The organism is Dyella soli (assembly GCF_054482295.1).
The window spans coordinates 116159-138587 of the sequence record NZ_JBTFFU010000001.1; the positions used below are offsets into that span (position 1 = coordinate 116159).

A 22429-nucleotide genomic window follows, 5' to 3' on the forward strand; every position below is an offset into this window, starting at 1 on the left:
CACGCGAAGCCCGGCCCATGCCGGGCTTCGTCGTTTGGCGGGCATGCTGAACCCTGTCAAACGCCCGCCATCGGCGCATCACATGGATTGAACGACTGCTGCGGCAAGGTGCGCGCCATGCATTGGCGAGATGACCATCAGTCGGGCAGTCCCGCAGCGACCCACGACGGATCGCACGTCCGTCCCGTGTGGCTGGGCCAACGATGAGCCCGCTGCGATTGCTGGCGGACAACGACACTCTGGTGGAGCGATTCAGAAGGGTACGGAATCGCAGCACCGCGCTGTGCACGCACCTGAGCGTCGAGGACATGATGGTGCAGTCGATGCCGGACGCCAGTCCGGCGAAGTGGCACCTCGCGCACACCACCTGGTTCTTCGAACAGTTCGTCCTCGGTGCCGATGCCGGATACCGACCGGCGCACCCCGAGTGGCACTACCTGTTCAATTCGTACTACCAGTCCGTGGGGCCGATGCATGCACGGCCCCAGCGAGGGCTGCTGTCGCGCCCCGGCGTGGCCCAGGTGCTGGACTATCGCGCGCGCGTGGACGAGGCGGTCAGCGAACGACTGCTGAGCGGCATCGATGCGTCGATGCTTGCGGTGGTCGAGCTTGGCCTTGAGCACGAACAACAGCATCAGGAACTGCTGCTCACCGACATCAAGCACGCCTTTGCATCCAATCCACTGCTGCCTGCCTACATCGCACGGCTGACGCCGGCGGAGTCGCAGGCAACGGCATCGCTGGACTTCATCGCCGGACGCGAGGGCATCATCGAGATCGGCCATGACGGCCAGGGTTTCGCCTTCGACAACGAATCGCCGCGCCATCGCGCGCTGCTGCATCCGCATGCCCTGGCCAACCGGCTGGTGACCAACGCGGAATATGCCGCTTTCGTCCACGACGGTGGTTATCGCGAGCCTTCGCTGTGGCTTTCGGAGGGCTGGGACACCGTGCGCCGCGAGAACTGGTGCCGGCCCTTGTACTGGCAGGACGACCTGGCCAGCGAATTCACGCTGGCGGGCGTGCAGCCCATCGACCCGCACGCGCCCGTGTGCCACGTCAGCTACTTCGAAGCCGATGCGTTTGCGCGCTGGGCCGGTGCCCGACTCCCCACCGAGGCCGAGTGGGAGAGTGCCGCGGCGGGACTGCCCGTGCAGGGCAACCTGCTGGACGAGCAGGCATTCCATCCGCGTGCGGCGGCCCGCGAACTCGGACCGCTGCAGATGTTTGGCGACGTGTGGGAATGGACCGCCTCGCCTTACGTCAGCTACCCAGGCTTTCGACCGCTCGCCGGCGCGCTGGGCGAATACAACGGCAAGTTCATGTGTGGCCAGTGGGTGTTGCGTGGTGGGTCATGCGTGACGCCGCGGGAGCACGTCCGCGCGAGCTACCGCAATTTCTTTCCTCCCCATGCGCGTTGGCAGTTCATGGGGATTCGATTGGGACAAGACCGATGAGTGTGCAAGCCTTCGAGCTTCGTGACGACGACCGCCGCCCGCCGATCAGCGATCTGATGGAGATCGTGCAGCGCGGATTGCGTGCCCGGCCCAAGCGCCTGCCGTCCTGGCTGTTCTACGACGAACGTGGCTCGGCGTTGTTTGAAGCCATCTGCAAGCAGCCGGAGTATTACCTCACCCGCTGCGAGATCGACCTGATGACTGCGCACGCCGGCGAAATGGCCGACGCGCTGGGTGACGATGTGCGCCTCGTCGAATACGGCAGCGGCAACGCGGTCAAGACGCCGCTGTTGCTCAGGCAGCTGCGCAACCCGGTGGCCTACGTGCCGGTGGAGATTTCGCCGGAACCGCTCCGCCAGTGTGTGGAAGACCTCGCCAACCGCTTCCCGAACCTGCCGGTGCAACCGCTCCATGCCGACTTCACGCGGCCGTTGCGGCTGCCCATTCCTCCACGCGCGCCGCGGCGCACCGTGCTGTATTTCCCCGGCTCGACCATCGGCAACTTCGAGGCGCGGGACGCCGTCGAATTGCTGCGCAAGATGCGTGGCGAGATGGGCGAGGGCGGCGGCATCCTGATCGGTGCCGACCTGAAGAAGGACGCCGCCACCATCGAGGCGGCCTACAACGACAAGGCCGGTGTCACGGCGGAGTTCACCCTGAACATGCTGGTGCGCCTGAATCGCGAGCTCGGCAGCAATTTCGAGCTCCAGGCTTTTCACCATCGCGCCCATTACAACGCGATGGCCGGTCGTATCGAAACCTTCATCGTCAGCAAGCGGGACCAGAAGGTGCGCGTGGGTCGCCAGCAGGTCAGCTTCGCTGCCGACGAAGCGATGCAAGTGGAATACAGCTGCAAGTATTCACCGGCGGATTTCGCCGCACTGGCCGCCAGGGCCGGGCTCGAGATAGCGCAGACCTGGTTCGATCCGCGCGGCATGTTCAGCGAGCACTACCTGGTACGTGCCGGCGCGCGACAGGCCACGGCTGCGACGATGCCAGCTGGCGCGCAAGGGCCGGTCGTCAGGGGCTGAATACCAGCACCAGGAAGACTGCGAACATGGAAAGGTGCACCGCGCCTTCAAGCATGGTCGTGCGCCAGCCCGAGAACGTCAGCCCGCTCAGTACCAGGGTGGATGCCAGCAGCACGATGCTCGCCGGCGGCAGGCCCAGCACGACGGACTTGCCCGTCCACAGGCCGATGGCGAGCACGGCAGGCACGGTCAGACCCACGGTGGAGGCGGCGCCACCCAGGCAAAGGTTGATCGCCCGGGTCAGCTGGTCGCCGCGGATCGCGATCAGCGCGGAAATCCCCTCGGGCGTGAACACCAGCATGGCGATGATGACGCCGCCCAGCGCGTGTGGCGCGCCGGTGGCGGCGATGCCGTAGTCGAGCACCTTGGCCAGGCTCTTGGACAGGATCACGATCGGCACGATGTTGACCAGCAGCAAGGCGAAGTGAAACAGCATGGCGCCCTTGCCGGGCTTGGGCAGAGGTGCCGGCGGCTGTTCCGGTTCGTTGGCATCGGAGGTGGGCTTGGGGGCGACGAAGTAGCCCTTGTGCCGCCCCGTCTGCAGCCACAGGAACATGCCGTAGAGCGCCATGGTCAGGATCGAAAATGAAGTGGCCTGCACCGAAGTGAGCGTGCCGTCGGGTGTGGATGCGGTGAAGCTCGGCAGCACCAGTGCAATGGTCGCCAGCGGGATGATGACGGCCAGATAAGCCGACGCGCCATGCAGGTTGAACGCCTGCTCGTGATGGCGAATGCCGCCGATCAACAGGCCCAGCCCAACCACGCCGTTGAGCACGATCATCAGCACCGCGAACATGGTGTCGCGGGCGAGCGTGGCGGTATCGCCGGCGCCGAGCATCACCGCCGAGATCAGCACGACCTCGATGACCACGATGGACAGCGTGAGCAGCAGCGTGCCGACCGGCTCGCCCAGCATGGCGGCCAGCTCTTCGGCCTCATGCACCACGCCGAAGGCCACCCACACGATCACGAAGAACAGCCAGCCGAACAGCGCCAGGCCGATCTCGTGCCGGCTGAGGTGGGCCATCCAGTCCGAGCCGAAGACCAGGAACAGTGCCACCGTGATCCAGGCGATGGCCGGCCGGATCAGCATCCGGGCCGTGAACATGGGCAGGGCTTGCGTGGGGATAGCAGCGTCGTGCGACATGAGGGGCTCTCAGTGGTGCGGTGAAGTGTCGACCAGCGTACCGCCCCAGTCTTCGGGGTCCACGTCGGCGATGGATTGCGAAAATATCCAGCGGTGTCCGCCGATGTCCACGACGGCATACTGGCGTTCACCGTAGGGATGGTCCACCGGTGGGCGCACGATGTCCGCGCCGTTATCCCGTGCACGGTTGTAGTGGCTGTCGATGTCGGGCACGTGAACCATCACCGCGTGCGCAGCAGGTTGCGTGGCCAGGTCTTGCTGCGTGACGACGATGGAGGCATCCATGAATACCAGTTGCGCGCGATGCTCGCCAATGCGCAGTCGCTCGCGAAATCCGAACGTGCGGCACAGCCACGCTACCGCAAGCGGCAGGTCGCGATAGGCCAGTTCGGGAATGATCGTGCCCGGCGGCATGGAGCGGTTGTGGATCATGATGACTCCTTGCAAGGATGGCACGGACGCCTGCGTGCAGCACGGCCGCATGCGATGCCGTCAGTCGGTGATCTCCAGGCCCTTGATAAGCCGTTTGGCCAGCCGTGGCTGGCGCAATTGTTCGAGCCACCATGACAGCGCGCGCCCTTCGTGCTCGCCGCGCCAGGCGACATAGAGGATGTTCGGCTCGCGCGGGTCGGCCATGCGCTTTTCCACCAGTTCCCCGCGTTTGAGCAGGCCGGCGACGCGATGGCGCGGCAACCAGCCCACGCCGAGGCCCTGTCGTTGGGCCACGACTTTCGCGCGCATGCTGGGTACGGCGAGGGTGGCCTGGCCGCCCGTCAGTCCATAGGCGCGCCCTTCCGACACCCGCGAGGAATCGGCGACGACCACGCTGCGATGGCGCGCCACCGTTTCGCGTTCCAGCGGTTCGGGCAGCCTGGCCAACGGATGGCGCGGCGAGACGGCGAAGACCCAGTCCATGACACCCAGCTCGAACCAGCGCAGCTTGGGGATGGCGGGCGGCTCGTTGGTCGCGCCCACGACGAGGTCGGCACGCCCGTCGCGCAAGGCCTCCCACGTGCCGCCGAGCACTTCATGGGTCACGCGCAAGGTCACGCCCGACTGCAGCGCGTCGAAGGCGGTGATCACGGGCGCCAGGATGTCGAATTCGAGCAACTCGTCGGTCACTATCCACAGGCGATCCTCCCAGCCGCCGGCGATCTGCTTCACGCGACGGGTGAGGCGCGACACGTCCTGCATGAGGCGAGCCGCCTCCAGCGCCAGCAGCTGGCCGGCGGGCGTGAGCTGCAGGCGATAGCGGCGGCGATCGAACAGCAGCGCGTCGAAGCGTGTCTCGAGCTGGCGTGCGGCATGCGAGATCGTGGAAGGCGCCTTGCCGAGCCGAACGGCGGCACGCGAAAGGCTGCCGCTTTCGCGGATGGCTTCCAGCAGTGCCAGTTCGTCCTCGGACAACATGTTCGGGCCTTTCGAACGAGTGTGGGACGGATGGTACGACAAGGGGCTGTGTCGGGTGCGTTTGTGTTTTTGTCTGGGGGCTTGATTAGGTGGTGATGGATGGGGGAGGGTTTGCGGGGGCAGGCCGGTGGCGCCTTCCAGCAGCCGAAGTTTGGTCATCTAATGACGTTGGACTGCGATTGTCGCGTTGTGGCCAGAGTGCCGCTTGCGCAGCGGGCGTTTCGACCTCCTGCCGGAGGCCGAGTCACTTTTCTCTTGCTGGCCCAAGAGAAAAGTAACCCAAAGAGAATGGCCTAAAAGGCTCATAGCATTACGTGGGATAGAAGCCAGGAAAGGTTCCGGAGCCCGGATTGCGACCGTCTTCGCCGCCACGCAGCCGCTTCACCGCAACGCGCCACGGCGTAGAGGGCTTAAAGCGGAGTGCTGCGCGCTTTTGCTCCCTCTCCCCTCCGGGGAGAGGGTTGGGGTGAGGGGTGGGTGCTTGCGGGGGCGTGGATCGGGCGTGATCGGGTGGCTTTTTTTCGCTTCGTTCCCAAGTGCTTTCGCCAGCTTGCCGCTTACGCAGCGGGCGTTTCGACCTCCTGCCGGAGGCCGAGTCACTTTTCTCTTGCTGGCCCAAGGGAAAAGTAACCCAAAGAGAATGGCCTCAAGAGCTCGCGGCGAAGGGTTGGATACAGACCGGAACGGTCTTTGGGCCTCGACGCGGAACACCTCCGCCTCTGCTCAGCCGCTTCACTGCAACGCGCCACGGCGTAGAGGACTTAGAGCGGAGCGCTGCGCGCTTGGGCTCCCTCTCCCCGGCGGGGAGAGGAGAAGTGTGGTGCCTCGCAGAAACCCAAGGCTTCCAGCGAAGGAGGTGTAGCGATGTTTCGCTTTAAGCCCTCTTCGCGTCGGCGCGTTGCGCAGCGCTACGGCGTACCCGCTCTGTAGCGGCGAAGGTTGCCAAGCAACAATCGACCTCAGGCGTTCGGGCTTATCCCATCAGAACGCTGCCAGCCTTTAAGGCCATTTTCTTTGGGTTACTTTTCTTTTGGGCCAGCAAAAGAAAAGTGACTCGAGCGGCGGCAGCCGATCGAAACGCCCGCCGCGCGGGCGGCCAGATTGCGGCAAGCACGACCACCCGCGAGCAAAGTCACTGGGTTCCTGCTTTCGCAGGAATGACGGCAAGAGAGCAAAGTCACTGGACGACTCGCGGCGCTCGCAGAGACGAAGAACCGAGAGGCCATCTCGAGCAACCATCCCTTGCGCGAACCCTCTCCCAAAAAACAGAGAGAGCATACCTCAGCGCCTCAAGCTGGCCGCCGCGCCCCCAACTGCACCAACAACTCCTGGGCCGTCCGGATGCGCTCCGTCGCCCCCGGCAATTCAAGGGTCACCTTCAACTTGTCCTGGCCATCGAGCTTGTACACGCGTGGCTGGCTCTGGATCAGCCGGATGATCGCCATCGGATCGACTTCCGGCTTGTCGCGGAAGGTGATGCGCCCGCCGTTGGCGCCGAAGTCGAGCTTGCGGATGCCCAGCGGCGTGGCCATCAGCTTCAGGCCTGCCACGGCGAACAGCTGCTTGGCGGGGTCGGGCAACAGGCCGAAGCGGTCGATCATTTCGACCTGCAGGTCGCGCAGGTGGTCGTCGTTGCGCGCGCTGGCGATGCGCTTGTACAGCGTGAGGCGCGTGTGCACGTCGGGCAGGTAGTCGTCGGGAATCAGCGCCGGCAAGTGCAGTTCGACCTCGGTCTCGTGCTCGCTGCTGAGATCGAAGTCGGGCACCTTGCCTGATTTCAGGGCGCGCACCGCGCGCTCCAGCAACTCCGTGTAAAGGCCGAAACCGATTTCCTGGATCTGGCCGGACTGTTCGTCGCCGAGCAGTTCGCCGGCGCCGCGAATTTCCAGGTCGTGCGTGGCCAGCGTGAAGCCGGCGCCGAGTTCTTCCAGCGACGCCAGCGCCTCGAGGCGCTTTTCCGCATCGGCGGTCATCGCCTTGCGATCGGGCACGACCAGGTAGGCGTAGGCGCGATGGTGCGAACGTCCCACGCGTCCGCGCAACTGGTGCAACTGCGCCAGGCCGAAGCGGTCGGCACGGTTGATGATGATGGTGTTGGCGGTGGGAATGTCGATGCCGGTTTCGATGATGGTGGTGCACACCAGCACATTGAAGCGCTGGCGGTGGAAGTCCGCCATCACGCGCTCCAGCTCGCGCTCGGGCATCTGGCCGTGGGCGACGCCGATGCGCGCCTCGGGGATCAGTTCTTCCAGCTCGCGCGTGGCCCGCTCGATGGTGTCCACTTCGTTGTGCAGGAAGTACACCTGGCCACCGCGCGCGAGCTCGCGCTGGAATGCTTCGCGGATCAGGGCGGGCTCCCAGGCGGCGATGAAGGTGCGCACCGCCATGCGATGCGCCGGCGGCGTGGCGATCAGCGACAGGTCGCGCAGGCCGCTCATGGCCATGTTGAGCGTGCGCGGAATCGGCGTGGCCGTCATGGTGAGCAGGTCGACTTCGGCGCGCAGCTTCTTCAGCTGCTCCTTCTGGCGCACGCCGAAACGCTGTTCCTCGTCGACCACGACCAGGCCCAGGTTCTTGAACTTGATGTCCGGTTGCAGCAGCTTGTGCGTGCCGACGATCACGTCGATCTGGCCGTCGGCGAGGCGCTTGAGCGCTTCGTTCACTTCCTTGGACGACTTGAAGCGCGACAGCACGTCCACGCGCACGGGCCAGTCGGCGAAGCGGTCGGCGAAATTGCGGTAGTGCTGCTGGGCGAGCAGGGTGGTCGGCACCAGCACGGCCACCTGGCGGCCGGCGGTGGCCGCCGCAAAGGCTGCGCGCAGTGCCACTTCGGTCTTGCCGAAGCCGACGTCGCCGCAGATCACGCGATCCATCGCGCGCGGCGCGGCCAAGTCGGTGAGTACGGCATCGATGGCCTGCTGCTGGTCGGGGGTTTCCTCGAACGGGAAACTGGCGCCGAATTCCTCGACCAGCTGGCGGTCGATCGGCAATGACTCGCCGCCGCGCGCTTCGCGTTGCGCATAGATGGCGAGCAGCTCGGCCGCCACGTCGCGCACTTTTTCCGCGGCTTTCCTGCGGGCGCGCTCCCAGGCGTCGCCGCCGAGCGAATGCAGCGGCGCCAGCTCCGGCGCCGTGCCGGTGTAGCGGCTGACCAGTCCCAGCTGCGCCACCGGCACGTAGAGCTTGTCACCCTTGGCGTATTCGATGGTGAGGAACTCGCCATCCATGCCGCCCAGTTCCATTGACACCAGGCCTTGATAGCGGCCCACGCCATGGTCGACGTGCACGATGGGCGCGCCCAGGGTCAGCTCGGTGAGGTCACGGATGATGCTTTCGGGATCGCGCGCGGCGCCACGGCGCCGCTTGCGCTCGGTGCGTACGCGTTCGCCGAACAGTTCGCGCTCGGTGAGCACGGTGATGGCGGGATCGTTGAGCGCAAAGCCCTGTTCGAGTGCCGCGATGGTAATGGCCAGGCGCAGCGTGGCGCCGCCGGAGATGAAACCTTGCCAGCCTTCCACGGTGTCCGGCTTGAGCCCGGCGCTGGCGAGCTGTTCGATCAGGGCCTCGCGGCGACCGGCCGAATCGGAAGCAATCAGCACGCGGCCCGGGTAGCTGGCCAGGAAATGGCGCAGCGAGGTGCCGGGTTCCTCGCCCTTGCGGTTGAGCGGCAGCTCCGGTGCCGGCTGCGTGCCGCTGGGCAGGGCATGCTCGTGGCTGCCCTCGACCAGCTCGATGCGCAGGCGTCGGTTGAGCTGCTCGCGCAACAGTTCGGGCGGCAGGTACAGCTCGGTCGGGGGCAGCACGGGGCGTTCGATGTCGTGGGCGCGCTGGTCGTAGCGCTCGCCCGTCTGCGTCCAGAACTGTTCGGCCGATTCCAGTGCGCCTTCGCCCAGCAGGAACACCGCGCTGTCCGCCAGGTAGTCGAACAGCGTGGCGGTCTGTTCGAAGAACATCGGCAGGTAGTACTCGATGCCGCCGGGCGTCACGCCTTCCTTCATGTCCTGGTAGAGCGGACAACGGCGCACGTCGATGGGGAAGCGTTCGCGCAGGTTCGCGCGGAAATCCCTGGCGGCGTTCTCGGTCAGCGGAAACTCGCGGCCCGGCAGCAGTTCGATGCGTTCCACCTGCTGCTGCGAGCGCTGCGTTTCAGGGTCGAAGCTGCGGATGGACTCCACTTCGTCATCGAACAGTTCGATGCGATAGGGCTCGGCCGCGCCCATCGGGAAGATGTCGATCAGCGCGCCGCGCACGGCGAAGTCGCCGGGCTCGGCCACCTGGTGCACGTTGCGGTAGCCGGCCGCTTCCAGGCGGCGCTGTTCGCCGGCCAGGTCCAGCTTCTGGCCCTTCTTCATCATCAGGCCGGCGCCCGTGATGTGGCTGCGCGGGGCAATGCGCTGCATCAGCGTGGCGATGGGCACCACCAGCACACCGCGCTGCGTGGTGGGCAGCTGGTAGAGGGTGGCGATGCGCTGCGAGACGATGTCCGGGTGCGGGCTGAAAACGTCGTAGGGCAGGGTTTCCCAGTCGGGGAAGTGCAGCACCGGCAGGTTGCCTGCGAAGACGCGCAGCTCGTCTTCCAGCGCGTGGGCTCGCTGGGTATCGCGGGTCACTGCCACCAGCAGGCCGCCGTGCGAGCGGGCCGCTTCGGCCACCAGCACGGCACGCGACGAACCATGCGGCGACGTCCAGTAGCGACGCTGCTTGGGGCTGGTAGGCAGGGACGGGTGGGGAATCGTATTGGCCATGCGGACGCTGTGCTCGTGGGCGCAGCCGTCGGGCAGCGCCGGGAAAGCGGGCAAGTGTAACGCGACCGCCCAGGCAAGCCGGGGCGATGGTTCACATCGGCTGGTTTCGGACGTGCCTCAGAGCTGCAGCGAGATCTGCGCGGTGCCGGGTTCGTCCGGAATCAGGCGGCGGGTGAAGCCCAGCTCCTTGCACAGCTGCAGCATGGGGCGATTTTCCAGCAGCACGTAACCCCAGATTTCGTCGAGGCCACGGCGACGGCAGTCGTCCACCAGCCGCTGCATCAGCAGGGCGCCCAGGCCCTGGCGCGCCCAGCCGCATTCCACCAGCACGGAGAATTCGGCGCTGTTGGCGGCTTCGTCGACATAGATGCGGCCAACGCCGCGCAATTCGGCGGGCTTCACAGTTTCGTCCATCAGCACGAGGGCGGTTTCGATCGCCGGATCGATGCGGCACAGGCGCTGCGCCATCGACTCCGGCAGCTCGCCCATGCAGTGCAGGAAGCGGCGGCGGATGTCCTCGGGCGACAGGCGCCGGAACTGGCGCTGCAAGGCGGCGATGTCGCCCGGTTCGATGTTGCGCAGGACCAGTTCACGCCCGTCGTGCGTGTGCACCCGCTCGCCCTTGGGCAGGCAGACCAGGTTCGGGCGGGAAAAACGCTCGTTGCTGCGCGGCGGGATCGCCGGGTGGCGGGTCGCGGAGAGGTCGATGGCGGGAGTCATGCCCATACTTTAGCGTATTGTGTGCGCCGCAACATGAACAAAAGGCCTTTGACAGCAGTTCCTTAGGTGGCTTTGTGTCGCACTGCATTGACCTCCCCGGGGCTGCTCCGGGGACGGAGACGACAGGAGGGGCCTCGCCGTTCCAGAATGCGCCTTCGCGGATACCCGCGCGTCGAGGGACAGTGAAAACCATGGCTGCAACATCCAAGGGCATGACCGCCAGACAGCTGGAGGCCCTGTGCGGCCACTGGCCCGGAGTGACCCGCGACATCAAGTGGGGGGCCGACCTCGTCTTCAGCGTCGGCGGCAAGATGTTCGTGGTGACGCCCTCGGACGGCAGCGAGGGTGGGCGCATGTCCTTCAAGGTGCCGGACGAGCGCTTCCTGGAACTGACCGACCAGCCCGGTATCATCCCGGCCCCTTATATGGCGCGGGCGCACTGGATTTCGGTGACCGAGCCGCAGCGGTTCACCACCGCCGAGCTGGCGGAGTTCATCCGCACCGCCTATACCCTGGTGCGCGCCAAGCTGACCAAGAAATTGCAGGCGGAACTGGGCGAGTGGCCGGTGCCTGCGGAGCGCAAGAAGTGAAGCAACACATTGGAAGCATCGCCCTGGTGGTGGCCGACTACGACGAAGCCATCGCCTGGTATACGCGGGTGCTCGGGTTCCAGTTGCTGGAAGACACCGACATGGGTGGCGGCAAACGCTGGGTGATGGTGTCGCCGCCGGGCGCCAGCGAAACGCGCCTGTTGCTGGCGAAGGCCGCCACGCCCGCACAGCAGGAGCGCGTCGGCGACCAGACCGGCGGGCGCGTGTTCTTGCTGCTGCACACGGATGATTTCTGGCGCGACTTCGAGCGCATGAAGGCGGCGGGGGCGCAGTTCTGCGAGACGCCACGCGAGGAAGCCTATGGCACCGTCGTGGTGTTCCAGGATCTGTACGGCAACCGCTGGGACCTGCTGCAATTGCGGCAGGGCTGAGGCGTGCCTCAGTCAGCCACGTCGGGCTCGAAGAAGCTCCAGCGGATATCGGTGAATTGCGCTTTCATGGCGCGCTCGACGCTGTTGATCGCTTCGATCAGCGCCGACTGATCCGGTGCGGGCGCCATGTGCGCCTTGACCGCCACCATCACGTCCGGCCCCATTTGCAGCGTGATGAGGTTGAGCACGACGTCCACTTCCGGCCGTGCGTTGATGAAGGCCAGCAGCGCCTCGCGCTGCTTCGGCTCGAGCCCCTGGCCGATCAGCAGCGCCTTCACTTCGATCGCCACGGCCACCGCAACCACCACCAGCAGGACGCCGATGACGATGGTGCCGACGGCGTCGTACAGGTGGTTGCCGCTCACCATGGTGGCCACCACGGCCACCAGCGCCACGGTGAGGCCGAACAGGGCGGCGAGATCCTCGCCGAAGATCACCAGCAACTCGCTGGATCGCGTCTCGCGGAACCAGCGCCAAAGGCTGCGGCCTTCGCGCGCCTTGTTCACTTCCGTGAGGCAGCCGTGCATCGAGATCGATTCGGCCACCACGCCGAAGGTGAGCACGGCGACGGCCAGCCATGGCCAGCGCAGCGGCTGGGGGCTGCCGAGCTTGTGGATGCCTTCGTAGATGGAAAACATGCCACCCACGGTGAACAGCAGGATGGCGACCAGGAACGACCAGAAATACAGCGCGCGACCCCAGCCCAGGGGATATTCATCCGAGGGTGGCCGGCGCGCCTGGCGCATGCCCAGCAGCAACAGGCCCTGGTTGCCGCAATCGGCCAGCGAATGCACCGCCTCGGCCAGCATCGCGCTCGAGCCGGTGAGCAGGGCGGCGACCAGCTTGCTCAGGAAAATGGCGAAGTTGGCGCCGAGCGCGAGCAGGATCGCCCTCAGTGAATTGGCTTGGCCGGACATCGTGCATTCCCTTGGACGAAGGGCACAGTGTAGTGGCGCGCTGGCTTAGCGGACGACGCCCACGCCGAGGCCGACGCCAAAACTGATGTTGGATTTGCCGCTGTTCATTTCATCGGCGGTCCAGACATGCGACTGCGCGACGCCGATCAGCGGGAACACGTAGTTGGCTTCGCCCACCGCGCCCGCGCGGCTGCCGGTGACGCGGCCGGCCAGCGTGACCAGTGCACCCGACGGATAGTTGAACGGTTCAACGAAGCCCGGCATGACGGCAATGAAGCGGCCCCATCCGCTGCCGTCGGCCTTGGGCCGCTGCGAACTGTCGAGCGGATAGCCGACGATTTCGACTTCGCTGCGGTCGGCCAGGTTGCGGATCTCCACGATGCGCCCGCCCCAGATCACGTCGGCATTGGCAAAGCGCTCCGGCGCCTGCGCCACGGTGTCGGGTGCGATGGCGATCGTGTTGGAAGAGGGCTTGTAGATCGGCGCCGGCGCGCAGGCGGCCAGCGTCATCAGGCTCGCGGGCAGGACGCCGCGGATCAGGACGTGGGCGAGACGTTGGCGCATGGCTGGCTCCGGCTGTTGAGGCGTGGATGCGTTCAGCTTAGCCGGCTGGCGCGGAGCGTGGTAGGCGGGGCGGGTGATCGCCACCCCGGTTTCAGCTGGCGCTGTCCTCGACCAGCCAGTCCAGCCGCCAGTGGGCCGGCTTGCCCTGCGACAGCAGGCGCGCCATCGCCCGCAAGGGTTCGCGCAGGGTTTCGTCGAGCTTCCACGGCGCGTTGAGGATCACCATGCCCGAGCCGTTGAGCCGCAGCGGCGAGTCGTCCGGGTGCACCAGCAGTTCGGCACGCAGCACGCGCCGGACCCCGGAGTGCTGCAGCCAGCGGTGGAAGGGCTGCACCTGGCTGCGCAGCTTGATCGGGTACCACACGGCATAGACGCCGGTCGGCCAGCGTTGCAGGGCCAGCTTCAGCGCCTTCTCGATCACCCGGTACTCGGCTTCCTGTGCTTCGTAGGGTGGATCGATCAGCACCAGTCCGCGCTTCTCCGCGGGCGGCAGCAGGCTCTTGAGCGCCTCGTAGCCGTCGCGCTGGTGCACGTGGACGCGGTGGTCGTGGTGGAACAGTTCGCGCAGGCGGGTGGCCTCTTCCGGATGCAGTTCGCACAGCTGCGCACTGTCGTTCGCCCGCATGGCCTGGGCCGCCTGCAGCGGGGAACCCGGATACAGCTTGAGGCCGTGTTCGTTGCCGGGCAGCCTGAGCACGGCGTCGAGCCAGCGCCGCAGTACGGGCGGGAGGGCGGCGCCGTGGTGTTCGCCGACCTGCTGCAGGTCCGGAAACAGCAGGCGGGCGATGCCGTCGCGGTATTCGCCGGTCTTGCCGGCCTCCTTGCTGTCCAGCGCGTAGCAACCGCTGCCGGCATGGGTATCGATGAAGCCGAACGGCGTGGGCTTGGCCTGCATGGCTTCGATCAGCGCAAACAGCACCGAATGCTTCAGGACATCGGCGAAGTTGCCGGCGTGGTAGGCGTGGCGATAGTTCATGGGGGTACTTGCGCCGGATGGTGGGCAATTATAGGGGCAAGCGGCAGCCGGCGATTTTTCCCGCCCCGGGGCGTCCAGCCCGATGGAGCCAGCTCCAGAGTTGAGCAAGCCGCGGTCGGCTGGCTATGCTCCGGGCATGCCACGTTCCCTGTTCCGCCATCTGCGTCGATGCCGCGCCCTGTTCGCGCTGGCACTGTGCGCGTGGCTGGCGCTGGCGAGCCTGGCATGGGCCGACCAGGGCTGCTGCGCCTCGTCCGGCCACGACATGGCCATGTCCATGGCGATGCATCACGTTGCCGGTTCAGCGGATCATCCGCCGGCGCACGCGCATCCGGCGGCACCTGACGGCTGTTGTTCGCATGTGGCAGTCACCGTGTTGCCTTCATCCGCGCAGGCGTGGCCGCAGGCCATGCCCGATGCCGCCCGCTGGCAGGCGCGCCACGTCATGGCGCCCCAGCCGGATAACGAACCTCCATTGCGGCCGCCGGTCGCCTGATCCTCCGCGCTGTGCAGCGGCCGCCCCGGGGCGGTCGGATCGACATGCCCGCACGCGGGCATGAACAACGGAGTGGTTTCATGGGCAAGCAGGATCCGCGCGGCTTCGAGCCGTCGCGTCGTCGTTTCGTACAGGGGCTGGCGCTGGGCGGCGTGGCGGCTGGCCTTGGGCTCGGGCGCGGCAGCGCGCTGGCGCAGTCCGCCGCACCGCGCAGCGAGTTGCGCGGCAACCATTTCGAACTGGAGATCGGCGAATTGCCGGTCGACTTCACCGGCCGGCGGCGCGTCGCCACGGTAGTGAACGGGCAGTTGCCGGCGCCGCTGCTGCGCTGGCGACAAGGCGAGACGGTGAGCCTGCGCGTGCGCAACCGCCTGGCGGTGAGCAGTTCGATCCACTGGCACGGCATCGTGTTGCCGGCCGACATGGATGGCGTGCCGGGCCTCAGCTTCGACGGCATTCCGCCGGGCGGCGAATATCTCTACCGCTTCACCGTGAACCAGGCGGGCACGTACTGGTACCACAGCCATTCGCGCTTCCAGGAGCAGACGGGTCTGTACGGCCCCATCGTGGTCGAGCCACGCGATGGCGAGCGCCACGACGTGCAGCGCGACTACGTGGTGCTGCTGAACGACTGGACCGACCTCGATCCGGAGACCATCTACGCCAACCTCAAGCGCCAGGGGGGCTACTACAACCACGGCCGCCGTACCGTGGGCGACTTCCTGCACGATGCGCAGCGCGGTGGCGCCGCGCAGGCGCTGGCCGAACGCAAGATGTGGAACCAGATGCGCATGGATCCCACCGATCTGGCCGATGTGTCGAGCGTTGCCTATACCTACCTGGTCAACGGCCAGACTCCGGCGGGCAACTGGACCGGGCTGTTCGAGGCCGGCGACAAGGTGCGGCTGCGCTTCATCAATGGCTCGTCGATGACCTTCTTCGACGTGCGCATCCCCGGCCTGAAGATGACGGTGGTGGCGGCCGACGGCCAGCCGGTCGAACCGGTGAGCGTGGACGAGTTCCGCATCGGCACCGCCGAAACCTATGACGTGATCGTGCAGCCTTCCGCCGATCGCGCCTGGTCCATTTTCGCCCAGAGCATGGATCGCTCCGGTTATGCGCGTGCCACGCTCGCGCCGCGCCTCGGCATGTCGGCCGAAGTGCCATCGCTCGATCCGCGTCCGCTGCTCGGCATGGTCGACATGATGGGTTCGATGGATCACGCGGCGATGGGCCACGACATGTCCGGCATGGACATGATGCCTGGCATGGCCGGCGTGCCGATGCAGCACGAAGCTGCTGCGGCGGCGCCACTGAAGACCGGCCCCGAAGTGGACATGCGCGTGGCCACGCCGCGCGGCAACCTCGACGATCCCGGCGTGGGCCTGCGCGACAACGGTCGGCGCGTGCTGACCTACGCCGACCTGCATGCGCTCGATGCGCCGATCTCGCCGGGCGTGGATCGTGAAATCACGCTGCGCCTCACCGGCAATATGGAGCGCTACCTGTGGTCGTTCGACGCCACGCGTTTCTCCGCCGCCGAGCCGTTGCGCCTGCGCCATGGCGAGCACGTCCGCATCGTGCTGGTGAACGACACCATGATGACGCATCCCATCCACCTGCATGGCATGTGGAGCGAGCTTGAGTCACCGGAGGGTGGCTTCCAGGCGCGCAAGCACACGGTGATGGTGCAGCCCGCGCAGCGCGTGAGCTATCGGGTGAGCGCCGACGCGATAGGACGCTGGGCCTATCACTGCCATCTGCTCTATCACATGGAAGCGGGCATGTTCCGCGAAGTGGTGGTGGCATGAGGGCACGGCTCCTTTCACGCCATGCCCTGGCGTGGGCGCTGCTCGCAGCCATGCCGGCGTCCGCGCTGGCGCAGAGCATGGGCATGGAGGACATGCCAGGCATGTCGATGCCGGCGCACGACACGTCGCCACAACCTCATGCCGAGAAAGCGCCGCCGCAAGGGCATGACCATGGCGGCCATGCGCCCGCCACGGTTGACGATCACGCCGTGCCTGGCCCGGCCGCCGACGCTGCGTGGCCGCCCAACGGCCATGTCGCTCCGCCGCCGCCGCAACGCGTCATGCCCGCGATGCCGCCGTCGCAGATGACGGGTCTGATGCAGATGGATGACGCTGCCAGCCAGGCCATGTGGTCGTTCGACCGACTCGAGCGCAGCCGCAGCACAAACGGCGACTACGCGACCCGCTGGGAGGCCGAGGGTTGGTGGGGCGGTCCCGTCGACCGGGTGTGGCTGAAGACCGAAGGCGAGCACGACAGCCGTGGCACGCAGGATGGCCGCGTCGAGGTGTTGTGGAGCCACGCGTGGACCAGTTTCTGGGATGGGCAACTGGGCGTGCGGCAGGACTTCGGCCAGGGGCCGCAGCGGCAATGGCTGGCGGCGGGAGTGCAGGGGTTGGCGCCGTACTGGTTCGAAACGCAGGCGACGTTTTACGTGGGCGAGCAGGGGCGTACGGCAGCCCGTTTCGAAGCCAGTTACGACGTGCGCTTCACCCAGCGGCTGATCCTCGAGCCGCGGCTGGAACTCAACGCCTATGGCAAGGACGACCCACGACGTGGCATCTCGTCCGGACTGTCCGACCTGGAAGCCGGCCTGCGCTTGCGCTATGAAATCAGCCGCAAGTTCGCGCCTTATCTTGGTGCGGCGTGGACGCGCCGTTTCGGCACGGCCGACGAGGGTTCCGCCGGCGCCCAATGGCACGCGCACGAGACAGCCTGGGTGGCAGGCGTGCGCTGGTGGTTCTGAGGACGATCCCTTCCTCCATGGGAAGGGACCGCCATCGCTCAATACGCCACGGTAATGCGGTGTTTGCGGGCGTCGTTCTTCTCGACCCGGTCGAGCAGGGCGACGGCATAATCGGGAATGCTGATGTGGCTTTTGCCATTGGCATTGACCAGCAGCTGGTCGCCCCCGACGCGATACTTGCCGGTGCGGTGGCCGTCATCCAGCAGGGCGGCGGGACTGATGTACGTCCACTCGAGGTCGCCCTTGCTGTGGCGAAAAATATCCAGCGCCCGGGCCTGGCTGTTGGCTTCGGACTTCCATGCTTCGGGAAAGTGCGGGTCGTCGATGACGCGCACGCCTGGCGCCGTTTCCAGCGAGCCGGCGCCCCCCACCCAGACGAGGCGCTTCACCCCCGCGCGCGGAAGATTTTCCAGCAGGGCGGCTGCATTGGCGGGAATGCTGTCGGGCGTGCCGTCGCGGCGCGCCGAGAGACTGGCCACCACGGCGTCGGCGCCACGCACGGCATCCAGCCAGCTTTCCGGTCGGCTCACGTCGCCGATGGCGATGGTGAGACGGGCGTCGCGGCGCGACAGGCGGGACGGATCGCGGACGATGGCGGTGACGTCGTATCCACGCGACAGCGCTTCGTCGAGGATGGCGTGGCCGACGTGGCCGCTGGCGCCGAACAGGGCGATCTTCATGGGTGGTGCGCTCCTGGGGGTCGGGGAATGCGTGCGGACGATGGCGGGTCGCGCGTGAAATTTCTGCCATCGCCTGCGGAGCGTGCGCAGGCCGCGTTCCCCGCGAGGGCCGACTGGCGCACCCATGGACCATTCACTGCAAGGTCTGGATCACCCGTGGCAGAGACTGCTTCCCCGGCCTGCCGGCACACGCCTGGATGGTCTTGACGCGGCACTCATCGCCTCTGTGCCGGACAGACACGGCGTCCGACGGCCATGCCGTGTGCAGGGGAAGGCGCGCTAGTCGATGACGCTGTGGCTTTCCGTGGTGCCCAGCAGGTCGGGCTGTGCGGGCTGGGTCTGCCGGCGGCTGAGCAGCGGATGGACGAACACGGCGGCAAGAATCACCGCGACGCCCGCATAGAACCAGGCGTCCAGTTCGCGCTGTTCGCCCAGCAGCAGGATCGCCAGCACGATGGCATAGACCGGTTCGAGATTGGTCACCATCTGCGTGCCGAAGGCGCTCATGTGGCGCAGCGCCACCAGGGCCAGTGCGAACGGCAGCAGGGTGCAGCCGAACGACAGCAGGACCAGCAGAGCGGCGTCATGCAGGCCGGGCAGTACGAAGGCTGGTCCCGCGTGCGGCAGCCATGGCGCGAGCAGCGTAAGGAACGCCGCGCCCGTGCCCAGTTCAAGGCAGGTGACGGTAAGCGGATCGCCGTGTTCCACCAGCCGCTTGTTGAGCGAACCGAACAGCGCGACCAGCAGCGCGGACAACGCACCCACGGCGATGCCGAGCCGCATGGCCACCGGCACGCCGCCGACCACCATCATCACGCCCGGCACCACGGCTACGCCGATCAGCAGCTCGCGTGGATCGAAGCGGCGCCGTGCGATCCACGGTTCGACCAGGGCGAGGAAGACCGGCCCCAACGCAATGCACGTGGCGGCCACCGAAGCATTGGCCAGTTTGATCGCCGCATAAAAGGTCAGCCAGTGCAGCGAGACCAGCACGCCGATGCCGGCATAGGCCCAGCGCAAGCGTGCCGGCATGGCCAGCAGTCCGCGCCAGACCCTGGGCATCAGCAACAGCGCGGCCGTCACCAGCAGCATGCGCCACCAGACCAGGGGAAGCGCGGGCAAGGTGATCAGCTTGCCGAGGATGGCGGTAAAGCCCCAGAGCAGGACACAGCCATGGATCTGCCAGCGGGCTTTGGTGACAGGCTGCATGCTACGTCGACGTCGATGGGGAAGAGCGCTGCATTCTAGCGGCCGCGGCGCCTGCCGTGGCCGCTCGATGAGGGTGCCTGCCTTCAGTGGACGGCTGCGGGCCGGGTGGGTGGCTTGGCTTGCCTTGCAGCGCCGCTGGCGGAGGCGCGCAACTGTTCGAGCACCGTGGCACAGGTGTTGGGCTGGTCGTCCTTGCTGGTGGCGATCAGCGGAAGCAGCGCCGCAACCGGGGCCACCACGGCCAGCGCGACGGCGCCACCGCTGCGGAGGATCAATGGGCCTGGCTGTACGCCGACATCCGGATCCTTGAGCGTGCCCTTGACGTACAGGGGCGAGCGCAGGGAGAGGAAACGAACCCCCTTCGACTGCGGACGTACATCGAGATCCAGTCGCTCGCTGGCAAGATTGACCGTGCCGCTGATGCCGATGATCGCATCCTCGGTATCAAGCACGAACAGCCTGGTCTGGAACAGTCCGTCCGCGGCGTCAAGGTCGGAGGCCGCGCAATTGATCTTCACCGTCCTGTCGCCAAACAACTTGCCGATGATGATGTTGCCCACGTTGAGGCCGGCGGTTTCCAGCAACGTCTTGCTGATCGCGCCATCGTTCATCAGCAACTTCACTTCGCCACTGGAGGTGCCGAGCAGCGCGCCCACCGCATTGCCGTGCGCAACCAGCGACGCATCGCCGTTGATCTCGCCGAAACTGGTGCGCATCGGTTCAAACGTAGGGAACAACTCCTTCAGTTTCACGTGGCGAGCCTTGAGCTTGATCGCGCCGTGCATGGGCGCCTTGGTGCCATCCAGTTGCAGCTGGCTGTCGACCTTGCCGCCGGCGAAGTCGAAGGCGAGGGGATCCAGGTGCAGCACGCCATCGCCCATCGCCAGGTGTGTGGACAGGGCATTGACGGGTAGTGCGGCGCCGCGCTCGATGCGCGTTGCACTGAACGCCACGTCGGCATCCATCGCCTGCCAGCGATCGGTGCGGAACGGCTCCACCGGCAACACCTTGTCCGAAGGCTGAGGTGTCGCGTCACCGCGCTGCTCTTTTTCCGCGTTGGTATCCGCGCCAATGAGTGGGGCGAGGTCGGCAAACCGCAGTAGCCGGGATGTCAGCTTGCCGCTCAATTTCGGGCGCGCGCCACCGGTATCGAAGACCAGGTCCCCGGCAAGGTCGCTGCCGCCGACGCGGCCACGGAAGCTGTCATAGGAGTAGTGGCTGGCGCCGCGCCTCAGCTGCGCAGTCAGGTGGCCTTCCGTGGCGTAGCGTGGTGTATCGGGCAGGGTCAGGCCGGTCAGCGGATACAGCCCGGCCATGCTGCTGCCGGACAGCCACAGCCGCAGGTCCAGCGCAGCCAGGTGCAGCGGATCGGTGAGCGTCCCCACCAGCGCGATGCGGTTGTCGCCAATGGTCACGTCGGCCTGCACGGGGAACGGCTGGTCGGCCTCCTGCAATGCAAGCACGGCGCCGGTCTTGCCATGTCCCCGCGCCGTGGCGCCCTGGTAGCTGCCTTCGGCCTGCCAGGCGAACTGGTAGGTGGCGGTGGTCGATCGCGGCTTGCCGTCGCCCGCCTTGGCAAGGACCTCGCGGGCACCCGCGCCAACTGCCTTGCCGGCCGCCTCGCGCGCGTCGGACGACTGTTGCGCCAGGATTTCGTCAAAGGGGATGGCGCGTTGCAGGGGCTCCACCGCGACGCGCAGGCTGACCTTGCTGGCGGCGTCGTCGAGCGTGATGCGACCCCGGTCAAATCCGATCGCGCGAAGGTCGAGCTTCCACGCCGAGGGCTGCGTATCGGGGGCGAGCGTGAAGTCCCAGTTCGACTGTCCCTGTGCATTGCGTTCAAGGTCGATGGCGGGAAGAGTCAGGAACAGCACCGGTATCTCGATGCGGTGCACGACCAGGGGCAGGGGCGCCACGCGGAAGCGGATGGTCTGCAACTGCGCGAAATTCGCTTGCCTGGTGGCCCACGCCGGATTGGCGATGGTGACGTTCTGGGCAATGAACTCCGGCCAGGGCATGACTGCCGACGGTCCGCCTGCGTCGCCCTCACGTCGCCAGCGCACGCTGAGGTCGCCCTCGATGGCAAAGGGTCGTCCGATCATGGCGCTTACCCGCGCATTGATCGTGGGCTTCATGCGGTTCCAGTCGAACGAGGCAATCGCAACGAGCAGCACGCCGATCAACAGCAGCGCCGGGCCAACGATCCACGCGGTGATTTTCCAGCCACGTCCCATCCATCACTCCCGCCACGGCCGTGCAGGGCCCGACCTGGTGCCCTGCATCGTGCCGGCGCGGCGGGTGAAGGAGGCGTCGTTATCGACCGTGACGCTCAGACGGTGTTCACGCTCTCAGCGCGATGCGCCGGCCTCGCGCACCGGAACGCTGATGCCGCAAAGATCGATCTTCCCGGCGGGAAACTGGTAGAAGTCATCGTGGCGATTGCGCTTGGCATCGACGAGTGCCGCGAAGGTGGCGCCGTCGGTGCGCAGCACCTGCAGGTTGACGCGCTGTTCCCGCGCTACTTCCGACATCAGGCGTACCTGGCTGATGGCGACGCGTTGCGTGGGCTGCGCATAGAAGCCGAGCGGGCCGGTGCCGCGCGGCAGGCCGGAGAGATACTCCATGCCCTGCAGCACGCGGCCGACCACGGCGAGGTTGCGGTCGAGCCCGCGCGGAGCCTGGCCGATCACCACATAGAGCTCGCTGCCGCTGCCGCTCTGCGGATCGTTGTCGCGTCCCACGCCGACCATGCCGTAGCAGTGCGCCAGCCATTGCTGTCCCTTGGCCTTGTCGCGCGCCGCGGGGAAGCCTTCGGAAAAACCCGCTTCGGCTGCGTAGACATCGCCGTCCGGCAAGGTGGTGAACGGCAGCGTGGGGTCGAAGGCACGCGTGTATTCGGGCGGCAGGGTGGCCCGGGCCGAGCCCAGCGCCTTGAGCTTGCTCTTGTCGCCGTTGTCGTCGCTGGCCGGATCGCCCCATTGGGTAACGAAGTTGTCCTGCACGCGGACGATGGCCAGGTTGTCGTAGTAATGCTCGCGCGCCATGGTGCGGATGTTGGCGGCATGCAAGGGTGCGTAGTCCGGTGCCAGTTCGATCACCACCTTGCCCTGCGGCAACTGCATGACCAGCAGGTTTTGCGGATCGGGCGTGCGCCATTCGTCCGGCCGCGATTTCGCCAGCAGCTCCTTGGGGGTTGGCGTATGCGCGGGCCTGGCGTCTTGCGCCGCCATGGCCAGGACAGGTAGCGCAACGGCGAGCGCAAGGGCGGCGAAACGGCGATGACGTAGCGACATGGAATCCCCCGGGGCCTGGAAAGGCG

Annotated in this window: 19 protein-coding genes; 7 read left to right on the forward strand and 12 right to left on the reverse strand. The window is 66.7% G+C overall.

Annotated elements, in window-relative coordinates:
• Nucleotides 1-203 precede the first annotated feature (203 nt).
• Entirely contained in the window at nucleotides 204-1457 is a 1254-nt protein-coding gene (gene egtB, locus ACXU4B_RS00630; protein WP_131406764.1) for an ergothioneine biosynthesis protein EgtB, read from the forward strand.
• On the forward strand, nucleotides 1454-2488 hold the full coding sequence (egtD, locus tag ACXU4B_RS00635) for an L-histidine N(alpha)-methyltransferase (RefSeq protein WP_131406766.1): 1035 nt from the start codon (nucleotides 1454-1456) through the stop codon (nucleotides 2486-2488). Before egtB ends, egtD begins: the two co-directional genes overlap by 4 nt.
• Here the strand turns inward: egtD and ACXU4B_RS00640 are convergent.
• The 5 genes from ACXU4B_RS00640 to ACXU4B_RS00660 form a co-directional block, all read right to left on the reverse strand.
• Nucleotides 2478-3635 carry a calcium:cation antiporter gene (locus tag ACXU4B_RS00640; RefSeq protein ID WP_131406768.1) on the reverse strand — a complete coding sequence of 386 codons (1158 nt, stop codon included), beginning with the start codon at nucleotides 3633-3635 and terminating at the stop codon, nucleotides 2478-2480. The two genes, egtD and ACXU4B_RS00640, sit on opposite strands and share 11 nt — an antisense overlap.
• A gap of 9 nt (nucleotides 3636-3644) precedes the next feature.
• The gene (locus tag ACXU4B_RS00645; RefSeq protein WP_131406770.1) at nucleotides 3645-4067 is read right to left on the reverse strand and encodes a VOC family protein; all 423 of its coding nucleotides are present in this window, start codon (nucleotides 4065-4067) and stop codon (nucleotides 3645-3647) included.
• A gap of 60 nt (nucleotides 4068-4127) precedes the next feature.
• Nucleotides 4128-5045 carry a LysR family transcriptional regulator gene (locus tag ACXU4B_RS00650; RefSeq protein WP_131406772.1) on the reverse strand — a complete coding sequence of 306 codons (918 nt, stop codon included), beginning with the start codon at nucleotides 5043-5045 and terminating at the stop codon, nucleotides 4128-4130.
• A 1289-nt stretch (nucleotides 5046-6334) separates the two neighbouring features.
• Nucleotides 6335-9790 (reverse strand): transcription-repair coupling factor, encoded by a 3456-nt coding sequence (gene mfd / locus ACXU4B_RS00655; RefSeq protein WP_131410224.1) that lies wholly within the window; start codon nucleotides 9788-9790, stop codon nucleotides 6335-6337.
• A 117-nt stretch (nucleotides 9791-9907) separates the two neighbouring features.
• Nucleotides 9908-10510 carry a GNAT family N-acetyltransferase gene (locus tag ACXU4B_RS00660; RefSeq protein ID WP_131406774.1) on the reverse strand — a complete coding sequence of 201 codons (603 nt, stop codon included), beginning with the start codon at nucleotides 10508-10510 and terminating at the stop codon, nucleotides 9908-9910.
• 191 nt (nucleotides 10511-10701) lie between these two features.
• Here ACXU4B_RS00660 and ACXU4B_RS00665 point away from each other — a divergent pair, with 191 nt between their 5' ends.
• Nucleotides 10702-11100, forward strand: a complete 399-nt coding sequence (locus ACXU4B_RS00665) for an MmcQ/YjbR family DNA-binding protein (RefSeq protein ID WP_131410226.1) — start codon at nucleotides 10702-10704, stop codon at nucleotides 11098-11100.
• Nucleotides 11097-11492 carry a VOC family protein gene (locus tag ACXU4B_RS00670; protein WP_131406776.1) on the forward strand — a complete coding sequence of 132 codons (396 nt, stop codon included), beginning with the start codon at nucleotides 11097-11099 and terminating at the stop codon, nucleotides 11490-11492. Before ACXU4B_RS00665 ends, ACXU4B_RS00670 begins: the two co-directional genes overlap by 4 nt.
• A gap of 8 nt (nucleotides 11493-11500) precedes the next feature.
• On the opposite strand, the gene ACXU4B_RS00675 is transcribed toward ACXU4B_RS00670, so the two are convergent.
• From ACXU4B_RS00675 to ACXU4B_RS00685, 3 genes are all read right to left on the reverse strand, one after another.
• Entirely contained in the window at nucleotides 11501-12409 is a 909-nt protein-coding gene (locus ACXU4B_RS00675) for a cation diffusion facilitator family transporter (RefSeq protein ID WP_131406778.1), read from the reverse strand.
• Between the two features lie 45 nt (nucleotides 12410-12454).
• A complete protein-coding gene (locus ACXU4B_RS00680) occupies nucleotides 12455-12973 on the reverse strand; it encodes a Slp family lipoprotein (protein WP_131406780.1) in 519 nt (172 codons plus the stop codon).
• Nucleotides 12974-13064: 91 nt separating this feature from the next.
• Nucleotides 13065-13949 carry a 23S rRNA (adenine(2030)-N(6))-methyltransferase RlmJ gene (locus tag ACXU4B_RS00685; protein WP_131406782.1) on the reverse strand — a complete coding sequence of 295 codons (885 nt, stop codon included), beginning with the start codon at nucleotides 13947-13949 and terminating at the stop codon, nucleotides 13065-13067.
• 136 nt (nucleotides 13950-14085) lie between these two features.
• Between ACXU4B_RS00685 and ACXU4B_RS00690 the strand changes: the two genes are divergently transcribed.
• The 3 genes from ACXU4B_RS00690 (at nucleotide 14086) to ACXU4B_RS00700 (ending at nucleotide 17221) form a co-directional block, all read left to right on the forward strand.
• Entirely contained in the window at nucleotides 14086-14445 is a 360-nt protein-coding gene (locus ACXU4B_RS00690; RefSeq protein WP_131406784.1) for a hypothetical protein, read from the forward strand.
• 80 nt (nucleotides 14446-14525) lie between these two features.
• Nucleotides 14526-16256 (forward strand): copper resistance system multicopper oxidase, encoded by a 1731-nt coding sequence (locus ACXU4B_RS00695; protein WP_131406786.1) that lies wholly within the window; start codon nucleotides 14526-14528, stop codon nucleotides 16254-16256.
• The gene (locus ACXU4B_RS00700) at nucleotides 16253-17221 is read left to right on the forward strand and encodes a copper resistance protein B (RefSeq protein ID WP_131406788.1); all 969 of its coding nucleotides are present in this window, start codon (nucleotides 16253-16255) and stop codon (nucleotides 17219-17221) included. The genes ACXU4B_RS00695 and ACXU4B_RS00700 overlap by 4 nt, the downstream gene beginning before the upstream one ends.
• 38 nt (nucleotides 17222-17259) lie before the next feature.
• Here the strand turns inward: ACXU4B_RS00700 and ACXU4B_RS00705 are convergent, their stop codons facing one another.
• The 4 genes from ACXU4B_RS00705 to ACXU4B_RS00720 form a co-directional block, all read right to left on the reverse strand.
• Nucleotides 17260-17901, reverse strand: coding sequence for an NAD(P)-dependent oxidoreductase (locus ACXU4B_RS00705; RefSeq protein ID WP_131406790.1), 642 nt, complete (start codon nucleotides 17899-17901; stop codon nucleotides 17260-17262).
• A 279-nt stretch (nucleotides 17902-18180) separates the two neighbouring features.
• On the reverse strand, nucleotides 18181-19110 hold the full coding sequence (locus ACXU4B_RS00710; protein WP_131406792.1) for a DMT family transporter: 930 nt from the start codon (nucleotides 19108-19110) through the stop codon (nucleotides 18181-18183).
• Nucleotides 19111-19193: 83 nt separating this feature from the next.
• Complete coding sequence (locus tag ACXU4B_RS00715) at nucleotides 19194-21344, reverse strand: AsmA family protein (protein ID WP_131406793.1); 2151 nt, start codon at nucleotides 21342-21344, stop codon at nucleotides 19194-19196.
• Between the two features lie 114 nt (nucleotides 21345-21458).
• On the reverse strand, nucleotides 21459-22403 hold the full coding sequence (locus ACXU4B_RS00720) for a peptidylprolyl isomerase (protein WP_131406795.1): 945 nt from the start codon (nucleotides 22401-22403) through the stop codon (nucleotides 21459-21461).
• Nucleotides 22404-22429 lie beyond the last annotated feature (26 nt).